9 protein-coding genes are annotated in these 12,270 nt (G+C 40.3%); 2 read left to right on the forward strand and 7 right to left on the reverse strand.

Annotated features, from left to right (window positions below; all coding sequences use genetic code 11):
* Positions 1–11 precede the first annotated feature (11 nt).
* Positions 12–1,178 (forward strand): HAMP domain-containing histidine kinase, encoded by a 1,167-nt coding sequence (locus FVQ77_09020; protein MBW8050463.1) that lies wholly within the window; start codon positions 12–14, stop codon positions 1,176–1,178.
* A gap of 23 nt (positions 1,179–1,201) precedes the next feature.
* Here the strand turns inward: FVQ77_09020 and FVQ77_09025 are convergent, their stop codons facing one another.
* The 6 genes from FVQ77_09025 to FVQ77_09050 all read right to left on the reverse strand — a co-directional run bounded on the left by FVQ77_09025 (position 1,202) and on the right by FVQ77_09050 (position 9,057).
* On the reverse strand, positions 1,202–2,455 hold the full coding sequence (locus FVQ77_09025) for an efflux RND transporter periplasmic adaptor subunit (GenBank protein ID MBW8050464.1): 1,254 nt from the start codon (positions 2,453–2,455) through the stop codon (positions 1,202–1,204).
* A 113-nt stretch (positions 2,456–2,568) separates the two neighbouring features.
* Positions 2,569–3,822, reverse strand: a complete 1,254-nt coding sequence (locus tag FVQ77_09030; GenBank protein MBW8050465.1) for a TolC family protein — start codon at positions 3,820–3,822, stop codon at positions 2,569–2,571.
* 125 nt (positions 3,823–3,947) lie between these two features.
* Positions 3,948–4,205 (reverse strand): hypothetical protein, encoded by a 258-nt coding sequence (locus tag FVQ77_09035; protein ID MBW8050466.1) that lies wholly within the window; start codon positions 4,203–4,205, stop codon positions 3,948–3,950.
* A 160-nt stretch (positions 4,206–4,365) separates the two neighbouring features.
* Positions 4,366–8,187 carry an efflux RND transporter permease subunit gene (locus tag FVQ77_09040; GenBank protein ID MBW8050467.1) on the reverse strand — a complete coding sequence of 1,274 codons (3,822 nt, stop codon included), beginning with the start codon at positions 8,185–8,187 and terminating at the stop codon, positions 4,366–4,368.
* A gap of 174 nt (positions 8,188–8,361) precedes the next feature.
* Complete coding sequence (locus tag FVQ77_09045) at positions 8,362–8,745, reverse strand: hypothetical protein (protein MBW8050468.1); 384 nt, start codon at positions 8,743–8,745, stop codon at positions 8,362–8,364.
* A 126-nt stretch (positions 8,746–8,871) separates the two neighbouring features.
* Positions 8,872–9,057 carry a hypothetical protein gene (locus FVQ77_09050; GenBank protein ID MBW8050469.1) on the reverse strand — a complete coding sequence of 62 codons (186 nt, stop codon included), beginning with the start codon at positions 9,055–9,057 and terminating at the stop codon, positions 8,872–8,874.
* A 136-nt stretch (positions 9,058–9,193) separates the two neighbouring features.
* Here FVQ77_09050 and FVQ77_09055 point away from each other — a divergent pair, with 136 nt between their 5' ends.
* Complete coding sequence (locus FVQ77_09055; protein MBW8050470.1) at positions 9,194–9,415, forward strand: hypothetical protein; 222 nt, start codon at positions 9,194–9,196, stop codon at positions 9,413–9,415.
* 29 nt (positions 9,416–9,444) lie between these two features.
* Here FVQ77_09055 and FVQ77_09060 read toward each other — a convergent pair whose 3' ends face one another.
* Entirely contained in the window at positions 9,445–12,270 is a 2,826-nt protein-coding gene (locus tag FVQ77_09060; GenBank protein MBW8050471.1) for a T9SS type A sorting domain-containing protein, read from the reverse strand.

Below are 12,270 nucleotides of genomic sequence, written 5' to 3' on the forward strand. Positions count from 1 at the left end.
AAAAATTAGTTATGAACATCTTTAGTCAAAAATCACGTATTAAAATTTTACTATTCATCGTTGCGTTAATCATTGGCGGAGCTTCTTTGTATTACACCAATATGCTGGTTAATAAACTCGCCCTTCGGGAGCAAAAGCTGATCGATCTTTATGCAAATGGGTTGCGGTTTTTAGTAAATTCTGAAAATACCGACAACCTTACATTTTTGTTTAACGAGATCATTGAAGCAAATCATTCCATTCCGGTTATATTAACTGATTCTAATGAGGTACTGATCGACCACCGGAATATCAGGTTTCCAAAAAAATATAAAAAAAAAGAACAATATTTACAAAAAGAATTGGCAATAATGAAAACGCAGCATCAGCCCATTATTGTAAATATTGGTCCGGACTTAAAAAACTACATCTATTATAAAAATTCATACCTGTTATCACAGTTAAAATATTACCCTTACGTACAACTTACGGTAATCACTATTTTTGGATTTTTGGCCTATTTAGCCTTTAGCTATTCACGTAAAGCAGAGCAGAACCGTGTTTGGGTAGGTTTGGCAAAGGAAACAGCTCATCAACTCGGTACTCCTATCTCTTCGTTAATGGCATGGATAACGCTTTTTAAAAATAATCCTCAATATAAAAAAGAGAAATTGATAGGTGAATTTGAAAACGATGTTAAAAGACTCGAAATGATAACGGCTCGGTTCTCCCAGATCGGCTCAACCCCTGCTTTAAAGGATGAAAATATTCACAATACTATAAAAAAAATAATCAATTATTTACAAAACAGATCCTCCAGCAAACTAACGTTCAATGTGTATTCTGAATTAGAAGAACAGGCTACCGCAAAAATAAATACCTATCTGTTTGAGTGGGTAATTGAGAATATTTGCAAGAATGCCATGGATGCTATGGACGGTGAAGGAGAAATTAAAATACTAATTAATTCACTCAATTATAAAAAGATTTCAATAGATATCAGCGACAGTGGAAAAGGGATACCCGGTACAAAATTAAAAAAGGTTTTTCAGCCCGGCTATACCACAAAACCAAGGGGTTGGGGACTCGGACTTACTTTAACAAAGCGCATCATTGAAAACTATCACAGCGGTAAAATATTTGTAAAAAGATCTGAATTAAATAAAGGAACTACTTTCAGGATTATATTAAATAGATAATGTTTTTATTCATCATTTACTAACTAATAACTTTTTTTGTTCATCATACTAACCTTCCCCTGTAGTTGTGACGCAGCATCAATTTTAAATACGCCATTAGTTACAATTTCTTCACCTTCTTCCAATCCTTCTTTCACTACATAGTAATCGCCTGTATCCTCACCCAGAACAATTTCCCTGTATCGAAATGTTGGTTTTGCTTTTTGAGGGTCTTTGATATAAACAACGGCACGTTTTCCCGTCCACAGCACGGCTGATTTAGGAACGATCAATGCACTATCAACACCATGCAGGCTGGTTTTAAGCAAACCTCTTGCAAACATGCCGGGTTTTAAAAGTTCCTTCGGGTTATTCAATTCTGTTCTTAGAAGCGCTACCCTTGTTTCCGGGTTTATTACCGGGTCAATAAAAGTAATCTTACCGGTAAATGATCTGCCGGGTAAAGATTGAATGGTAAACGCTACCTTGTCACCCGGTTTAACCCAGGGAATATCGCTTTCATACGCATCAAACATTACCCAGATATGCCGTAGATCAACTATTTCAAAAAGAGGATCGCCTTCTTTCAGAAGTTCTCCCAAAGTAATATGCCTTATGGTAACCGTACCTGTTAATGGAGATAAAATCTCAAAATAGAACTGTGGTTCACCATTATTTTCAATATCATCAATTTGTTTTTCACTTAGATCCCAGAGCTTAAGTTTATTCCTAACTGCGACATAAAATTGGGGATTGGAGTCTTTATATTTAATGGCTTCAAACAATTCTTTCTGGGAGGTAACCAATTCCGGGGAATAGATTGTTGCCAATGCCCGGCCTTTTGATACCCTTTGCCCTGTAAAATTCACGCTCAACTTTTCAATCCTGCCAGGGAAACGGGCTGTCAATTTTGAGATCTTTCGTTCATCTACCTTTACTTTTCCGGAGAAATATATCTCTTTGAACGGTATCGTTTTTTTTACTATCGTGGTCTGAACTTCCGCAATCTTCATCGCGGTTTCGGTCATCTGAAGATGCACAGTCGAATCTTCTTCCGAATCTCCCCCTAATGGCACCAGATCCATGCCACAAATAGGGCATTGGCCTGGTTTATCCTGTTTTATCTGCGGATGCATGGAACAGGTCCAGTTTGACGTTTGATGGGTAGAGACCTGATTGGCATTTTCGGCTTTATTAGCCGTTCTGCCAAAGATCAGCCATCCCAAAAATATTCCTGTCAAAATCAGGATAATACTGTATTTGATGTCTTTTTTACTGAGATCTAATTTTAGTTTCATGATCAATTATTTTTAATGAAATATTATTTAAAATACAAAATCTAATATTCAATATTCCATAATTCCATTATTCCATCATTTACCCTGCCATATAAATATCGCGCTACAACGCGTTACTTCCCCATTAAATAATCCAAATAAGCAACGGCTGTATTCTGGTCAGCCCGGGCTTTTTCCAATTCCAATGTATATTTTAATGCCTTTTTTTCCATGCGAAGCACTTCTTCAAAATCTTTTTCAGCCGTAGTATAACCTGCTACCAATATATCTAATGCCTGATTTGCAAGAATGAGCAATTGGCTGTATAATCTTACTCTCCTTTTCCCGTCTAAATAGTCTCTGTACCCATTTTCAAGCCAGGTTTCCAATTGATTGGATGTATTTTCTTTTTCAAATTGAACAGCTTCCTTTTGCAACGATGCCTCCTTTATCATTGCTTTGTATTTATTACGGTATAAAGGTATCCTCACACCAACCTGGGGCAGTATAATAGCATCTTTGCCATTACCGGCCACTTCCATACCGGTTCGTTCACTGATGCTTAAATAGCTCATTCCTATCATAAATGAAGGCATTCCCTGTTTTCGCGCTGCGTCCACCTTATTGTCCCAAGACAGCAATTCGTGCTCTAACTTTAGCAGCTCGGGGTTTTGAGCGATAATGGAATTAAGTATTATTTTTTTGTCCGTCTCAACACTATCAAGCCACAATGTATCAGGTAATAGTAGTTCCGGTTCTGAATTAAGCAATTTTTTAAACTGAGTTTTTAAGGGCAATTCACTATCTTTCAGGTATGCCAATTGGTTTTCCAATTCTTCCAGATCCATTTCCACCCTTAAAACATCAACCATTCCTGCTTTACCCGATTCGAATTTGATGATGGCAAGCGCCTTAAAGGATGACAGGAGATCAAGGGTTTTTCGTGTAATACGTATTGCCTGATCCAAAACATACAGGTTATAGTAAGTGCTTTTTACATTAAAGAACAAGCGGTGTTTTGCATCTTCAAATACTTCAAGACTGGCTTTTGCCATTTGGGAAGCAGCCTCTTCCTGTACATTCAGTGTCCCAAACCATGGAAACATTTGTGATGCAGATAGTTTTGCCCGCTGCGCACCAACCCGTGTCTCAACCGGGCTGACGAAATACCCAAAAGCGATTTGCGGATCGGGCAAAGCTCCTGCCTGCGGCACTTTTTCCAGATCAGCCATATACCGGTTAAATAATGACTTTAATTCAGGATTGTTTTCGGCCGCTTCTTTTAAATAGTTGCTCAGGAAGTCCTGAGAGTGGCATATCCGGGCAAAAATTAAAATCAATATCAACAGCAGTGCAGACTGTTTGATTATATTAATATTTGACTTCATTATAGTTATTGGTTATTGCGATTTTAACAAAGAAATAAGGATATAAGGAAATAGGGAAATAAGAGAAACCATATACAGAATTATACCTTTATTTCCTCTATTCCCTCTATTTCCTTTATCCCTCTCTAATGTTGATGCTCACCTTCGCTGTGTTCCTCTACTTTTGCCAATTCCATCTTACACACCGGGCAAGTTCCTTTCTCTTCATAGGTTTTATCACCTTCACATTTCATCGGGCACTGATAAGCCACCTGTTCGTGAACTTCACCTTCGTGATGTTCGTGTGTTGCATCTCCTTTATGTTGCTGCTCGCATCCCGAGATCAACATAGCAGCAAGTGCAAAAGCACCTGCTGTTCCTAAAATTAACATTGTCTTTTTCATAATTGAAAAAAAATTAAATTCCTTCAGTTCCGCTGTTGCCCAGCCTTCAGTTTGCTGTCGCCCAGTTTTATAAAAGTTTATTAATTACAATCATTGTTCAGAAAAATTAATTTGAGACAACAATTTTCTTCCCATATAAAAAAAATAAACTTTACACTTTTTACTTTTTACTTTTTACTTTCACCTTCCCTTCCTGCCACATGCAATACAACACCGGCACCACAAACATTGTCATTACCTGGATAAGCATTCCTCCAAAAGTGGGAATTGCCATTGGCACCATAATGTCTGAGCCCTTGCCCGTTGATGACAGAATCGGTATCAGGGCAATGACAGCACAGGAAGCAGTCATCATTGCGGGCCTTACTCTTTTGATACCGGCATGTAAAACGGCTTCTCTCACATCAACAACAGTAGCTGGTTTTTCTTTTTTAAATACCTGCATGATATAAGTACCCATAATTACACCATCATCTGTGGCTATGCCAAAGAGGGCAATGAAACCCACCCACACAGCTACACTTAAATTGATGGTATGCATTTGAAAGAGATCACGCATACCCATACCTGCGATATCAAAATTCATGAACCATCCCTGTCCGTAAAGCCATATCATTATAAAGCCACCGGCAAAGGCGACAAAAATGCCGGAAAAGACCAGAGAAGCGGTGGTAACCGACCTGAACTGAAAGTATAATATCAGGAATATTACCATCAGGCATATCGGTACTACAATAGTTAGGCGCTTGGTTGCCCTGATCTGGTTCTCGTAATTGCCGGTAAACTTATATTTCACCCCGGCAGGCACCACAAATTCTCCTGACTCTATTTTTGTATTGATAAACCGTTGGGATTCTTCTACCACATCCACCTCCGCATGACCTTCTTTTTTATCAAATATCACATACCCGACAAGAAAAGTATCTTCACTTTTTATCTGTTGCGGGCCTTTTACATATGTTATTTTTGCCAATTCACCCAGAGGAACCTGAGCACCTATAGGGGTAGGTATCAGCACTTTTTTCAAGTCATCAGGATTATCTCTGAATTCACGTGCATAGCGAACTCTTATGGGAAACCGTTCTCTTCCTTCTACTGTTGTCGTTAGTTTTATACCTCCGATGCTTACTTCAATAGAATGTTGAATGTCTTTAATTGTGAGGCCATAGCGGGCAATGGCATCTCTGTCAATGTCAATTTCCAGGTACGGCTTGCCTACTACCCGGTCTGCAAAAACAGAAGCCGGTTCAATACCAGGCACTTTCTGTAATATTTTTTCCAGGTCCAATCCAACCTGTTCAATCGTTTCCAAATCGGGTCCGTACACCTTGATACCAATTGGCGCCCGCATACCTGTTGCAAGCATGATGAGGCGGGTTTGTATGGGTTGAAGTTTGGGAGCAGAGGTAAGCCCCGGTATTTTGGCGGTTTTGAGAATTTCTTCCCAAATGTTGTGTGGTGATTGAATATGCTCTCTCCACTGCCTGAAATATTTTCCGTTTTCGTCACGGGTCAACTGTTCTTCATCGATCAGCCGGAAGCCATCAGTGTTTGGGTTATGCTTTTCACCGTTTTGCATGAGATACGCTCCATCATCATCAACTTTGAACCGCATCCTGTGTCCGTTTTCATCAACTATATACTCGGATTTATAATTAATGACATTTTCAAACATTGAGATAGGAGCAGGATCGAGAGCGGATTTCACTCTTCCCCATTTACCCACAACCATTTCTACTTCGGGAATTGAGCCTACACGCTGGTCTAATTTCCGAATAACTTCAATGTTCTCTTCTATCCCTGAATGTGGCATTGTGGTTGGCATCAACAGGTATGAACCCTCATCCAGGGTCGGCATGAATTCTTTTCCCGCCCCAGGGAACAATTTGTTCATCGCCTGCCAACCGCTCGTTTGGCGAACATTCATTCCTATCTTTTCGGAACCATTGGCAATAAAACCGAAAATACTATCAAACCCCAGCCAGCCCATCATACCAAAGAGAATAACTATAACAGGAATGCTTAAAAACTTCCCCTTATTGTCTAAACACCATCTCAGGATATGGGAATAATAATGTACAATTGTCATCAATGTTCCCAGAACCACAGTTACAATTCCCGAAACAAATAAAAAGTTGACAAACGTGCTGTTTGCCGCACCGAGAGGCATCCATGCAACGGTTAAGAAATAGATAATAATAACCAGGGTAATGGCAATATTGATGATGTTGGCGTATTTTTTTTTATTTTCCGGCCAGTAATTTTCCAGGAAATTATTCACCCCATAAGCCACTAAAGCAAACGCTATGGCGCTCTGATAGCCAATTGATAAGATAAGCCCCAGTCCAATCAGGGAAAAATTCCAGATCCTTTTTGTGTGTTTTTTATCAAATCGTATGGAAAACAATACGTGGGCAAGAGCAGGAATAACTATAATTCCTATTACCAAAGATGACAGAAGTGCAAATGTTTTGGTAAATGCCAGTGGTTTGAACAGCTTGCCTTCGGCCGCCTGCATCGCAAAAACAGGCAGAAAGCTGACAATAGTGGTGGCAAGGGCGGTTATGATAGCTGAGGCAACTTCAATTGTTGCAGTGTAGATCACTTCAAGCAATGCCTTTCCCTTCACGCCCTTGTTTTCCGTCACTTCAAGGTGCCGGACAATGTTTTCCGTGAAAATAATTCCCACGTCCACCATTACGCCAATTGCAATGGCAATGCCTGAAAGCGCCACGATGTTGGCATCCACCCCAAATTGTCTCATCGTAATAAATGTCATAAGAACACCAATGGGCAGCAAGCTTGAAATCATAATAGATGCCCTGAGATTCAACACCAGTATAATTACTACAATGATGCTGATGAGTATTTCATGTTCCAGCCCTTCTTCTAATGTGCCGAGTGTTTCTTTAATCAAACCTGTTCTGTCATAAAAAGGAACTATTGTTACTTTGGATATAGTTCCGTTTGCAAGCTTTTTACTCGGTAATCCAGGCGCTATTTCCTTTATCTTTTCCTTTACATTATTAATTACTTCCAGCGGATTGGCACCATAACGGGCAACTACCACTGCACCGGTTGCTTCCGCACCATCTTTATCCAAACCACCCCTTCTCGTTTCCGGTCCAAAATTCACCCTGGCAACATCCTTGATGCGAATGGGGGTATTGTCATTTACAGCGACAACCGATTTTTCAAGGTCTTCAATACTTTTTATATACCCAAGCCCTCTTACTAAGTATTCTACACGGTTATACTCCATTGTGCGGGCGCCTACATCCAGATTACTTTTTCTCACTGCCTGCATAATTTGAGCTACATTCACATTGTGCGCCTTCATTGCATCGGGGTCAATGTCCACCTGGTATTCCTTCACGAACCCACCAATTGGAGCAACTTCTGCCACCCCTTTGGCTGAAGCCAGGGAGTAACCCACATAAAAATCCTGTATCGTTCTTAATTCGTGCGGGTCCCAGCCGCCTGTCGGTTTGCCTGTTTTCGGGTTTCTGCCTTCTAATGTGTACCAGAATATTTGTCCAAGTGCAGTAGCATCCGGTCCCAGTGCAGGTCGAACGTCCTTTGGGAAAGTACCCGATGGAAGTGAATTGAGCTTTTCCAATATTCTCGTCCTGCTCCAGTAAAATTCTATATCATCATCAAAAATGAGGTAGATACTGGAAAGTCCGAAAATGGAACTGGACCTGACGGTTTTAACACCGGGAATTCCCAACAAAGCAGTTGTTAAAGGATAGCTGATCTGGTCTTCAATGTCCTGCGGTGACCTGCCCATCCATTCGGTAAAAACGATTTGCTGGTTGTCACCAATATCAGGTATAGCATCTACCGGCACAGGGTTTCTTGGGAACCACTCCATCCTCCAGTTGAATGGAGCAGTTGCAATACCCCAACCGATAAAGGTCAGTAATATTAGTACGGTTACTAATTTGTTTTCTAAAAAGAATCTGATGATCTTGTTCAACATAGCATTTTATTATTTCAGATTTCGAATTTGTAATTCGAAATGTCAATTATATCGGCAATCCTTCACTCTGAATTTATGATTTCGGTATTTGTAGTATTGGATTTGCAATTAAATCCGCAATCAATCCCTAGTACTCGGGACGAAATCCGCAATTCCTAAAAAAATGCTATACTGTTATAAAAGGAAAGATTGAAAAAGAACAGGTATGTCCAGTTCGATCAGAGGAGGTTTGTAATGAAGGTATTTAGCTTTGCAAGTCGATGTGGAGGCAAAAAGGTTATTTAAAACGATATGTTTTATAAAAGTGAAAACAAAATTTGGAGCGGTCTCAAAAGATACTTTTGCAAGATTGAAGGTTTCATCTAGTTGGTAGTATTCAGATTCATTATGACAGCAACCGGCTGGCATATTCGTTTCATCACAGCAAGATTCAGGTTCTTCTGTACTAAAAAACTGCGTAGCCACAAAACGCCCGCCACAAAAATGCTTGTTGATAGAAAAGCCTGTGGTGGATATGAGAAGAATAAAAGAGAGTAATATGGAAGTTACCTTTTTCACTTTACAGACAATAATATTTAGTATGACTGCTTACGTAGTTTCTTTCTTCTTTCTGGAAAAAAGATAACCAACAAAAAAAAGAACAATTGTAAGGCAGGCTAAAAATATTTCTAATGCTGTCATGTTTTACTCCTTATCTATTTTAATTGCCCAAAAAAATGAACAAATAGCAAATATAATACCAAAAATAAATTCTCTTGTACTTATTAAGTCAGTACTGAAAAATCCGATTCCAAATCCGGCAAGAACAATACTGCCAATATTAATAAAAATTTTAGCAAGATTTTCTCTCTGTTTTTTTGAAAATTCCAAAATTAATATGAAAATTCTCTATGAATAAGGTCTTAACGTAATAATGACGGTTTTAGTTTCTTTTTTTTAAAAAAAAAGCTATTTTTTTTTGACCCTTAAATAAAAATTGGTATCTTTGACTCAAATTTTAAAAACGATGGAACCAATAATTACCTTTGTAACGTTAGTAGCCGGAGTAGTTACTATTATATGGTTTATCAGGGACGTACGAAGACAAAACAGCAAGGAACTGAAAAATCAAAGTGAATTATTGAAAATTCATAGTGAATTATTGAAAAATCAAACTGAGATACTGTTTAAAATACAAAAAAGTCTTGAAGTACAGACTAAAATCCTGGCAAAAATCGAGGCGAAATAAACCCCCTAAGTTTTTTTTTACAACTTAACTTATCTCATCAAAACAATTTTCTTAATGAATATTTCCTGCGGAGTTTTAACCTTTACATAATATATGCCGGTTGGCCGACCGGAAAAATCTACCTTAAATAATTCATTTGCAATTTTCTGCTGTGGGATTTTGTAAATTAAATTACCTGTCAAATTATAAATTGCGACCTCTGTTTCCTGTTGATCAGTGAATGAAAATTCAATGATCAATTCATCTTTGGCAGGGTTGGGGTAGATTTTTAATTGATCATTGACCAATGTATAATGGCGAACACCAGTAGGCAAAAGCCGGTTTGATACATTTGACCTGGCAGAATTGTAGATTAGTACCTTACTCAGATTTGGATCACAGCTCGCAGGATGCTTTACAACAACCCGGTAAGAGAGGTTTGCAGGGGGTGGTGAAAAGTCTGTACGTGAGGTCAGCGTACTTGCAATTGAATCTATCTCCACCCAGCCGGTTGACGTTGTATACCTGTGAATATAATAGGTGAGAAACCCAAAACCCTCATAATGATCCCATATCAAATTAATAACCCCGCCTAATCCTTCATTGATGGTGAGGTGCATGGTTTTGTGTAACTGACTTTTTTCTGACTCATTACCACAGGAATCTACTACTGATATCCTATACCTGTACGCCTGCTGAAGCGGGTTTGACAATGTGTCTGTAAATACGCTTACACTGTCAACAGGAACGTTTCCTATCAAATAATAGGTGCCGGCTTGTGAACTCTCCCTGTAAATATTGTATGATTGCACGCCCTGTGTCTGCAGCTTCTCCCATACTACAAGGTTGCTGCCCGTGGCGCTATCAACCGTAACAAGGCATATTGAAGCATCTGTTGCAGGCACCCCTGATATGTGAGCGCTTTCAGTTGCGATACAGCCGTTCGTAGTATCGGTTACTGTCACACTATAAGTTCCTGACGATACGCCAACAAGGTCCTGTGTAGAAGAGTTGTTTGACCACAGGTAAGTATAATCTCCCGAACCTCCTGTTAAAGTTATGTATATTGAACCCAGATCAGCTCCGCAGCCCCCGTCTATGATTGAATCTATTGTGATGGTAGCTCCGCCAATATCGCTTACTGCTGCTGTGGCTGAATCGGTACAGTTGTTTGCATCTGACACTGAAACAGTATAAACTCCGGCTGTTAAGCTGTCTTCAGTAGAATCTGTTCCGCCTGTACCCCATTGGTATATGTATGGGCTAACTCCTCCGCTTATGCTTACCGTTGCGCTGCCTGTGTTATTTCCGCAATTTGCATCAGTGGTAGTTACTGTAAATAAGAAAGGATCGGGCTGAGTGAGGGTAACGCTTTTATTGGCAATGCAACCTGTAGAATCTGTAACCGTCAGTTCATAGGGCCCGGCAACCAAACCTGTGATAACCTGTCCGGTGCTTCCGTTTGACCACTGGTAAGTAAAAGGCGCTGTTCCGCCTGATACACTCACAGCAATTGAACCATCTGAACCACCATTACAGGTAATATCATTTGCTGCCACCACCGTGATAACTGGCCCGTTATTGTCGCTGATGATGGCGATCTCAAAGTTTGAGCAACCATTGTCGTCTGTAACGGTTACAACATAAATACCTGAAGCCAGGCTGTCTGCATCGGGCAGCGTATCTCCGCTTGACCAGGAATAAGTATAAGGAAGGGTGCCAAAAGTAACAGCGACTGATGCGCTGCCATCTGAATTGCCGCAAGTGGCATCTGTTGGAGTGATGGCCAGGATCATTTCAGGGGTTGAAATAACAGTGACCGTTGCTATTTCTAAACAGCCGATAGAATCGGTTACAGCCACATTATAAGTGCCTGCACACAGGTTTGTTGCAGTGGCAGTAGTCTGTGATGAAGGGTCGTCCCATAAATAGCTGTAAGGTTCGGTACCTCCGAAGCCTATTCCAGTTGCTGTGCCATTGCATACGGCAATACAGGAGGCATTTGTGTTGGCTGTGCCGATGGTTAGGATATATAAAGTTGAAATGGTAACGCTGCCGGTGGCGGTGCAGCCGTTAGAATCGGTTATTGTCACTGAATATGTGCCTGCGCATAGATTTGGAAATGTTTGTGTAACGGGCATTGATGGGTCGTCCCACAGGTAAGTGTAAGGTGGGGTGCCTCCTGAAACAATTGCGGTTGCAGCGCCATCACACACGCCATTGCATGTGGCGTTGGTGACAGTAAATGAAACTGAAAGCGAATCGGGCTCTGTGATGCTTATGGTATCTGAAACGTTACAGCCTAAGCTGTCGGTAACGGATACCCAATAACTACCTGCTGCAAGCCCTGATATTGAATCTGTGGTATCTCCGGTTGACCAGAGGTAAGTGTAAGGCGTTGTGCCACCTGTTGCTGTAACCGTTGCTGTGCCGTTATTGCTACCGCAAGTGGCAGGTACAATAGTAACAGAATCGGTAATGGCTGTCAATACCGTTAAATTAGTTGTAACAATACTATCGCAACTGTTAACCGCTGTTAATGTATCAGTGTAAGTTGCGCTCACGGTGTAAGTGTTTGTTCCAACGGTTACGCTTTCTCCTGCGCACACGGTGGGCGATTGTGAAAATGTGTTTGCAGGCAGTACAGTTAAATTAGTTGTTACCGTACTGTCGCACCCATTGACTAATGAAGTTAAGGTATCAATATAGGTATTGCTCACGGTGTAAGTGTTTGTTCCAACGGTTACGCTTTGCCCTGCGCACACGGTGGGCGATTGTGAAAATGTGTTTGCAGGCAGCACAGTTAAATTAGTTGTTACCGTACTGTCGCACCCATTGACTAATGAAGTTAAGGTATCAATATAGGTATTGCTCAC

Source organism: Cytophagales bacterium (assembly GCA_019456305.1).
In the GTDB taxonomy this organism is placed as follows: Bacteria; Bacteroidota; Bacteroidia; order Cytophagales; family VRUD01; genus VRUD01.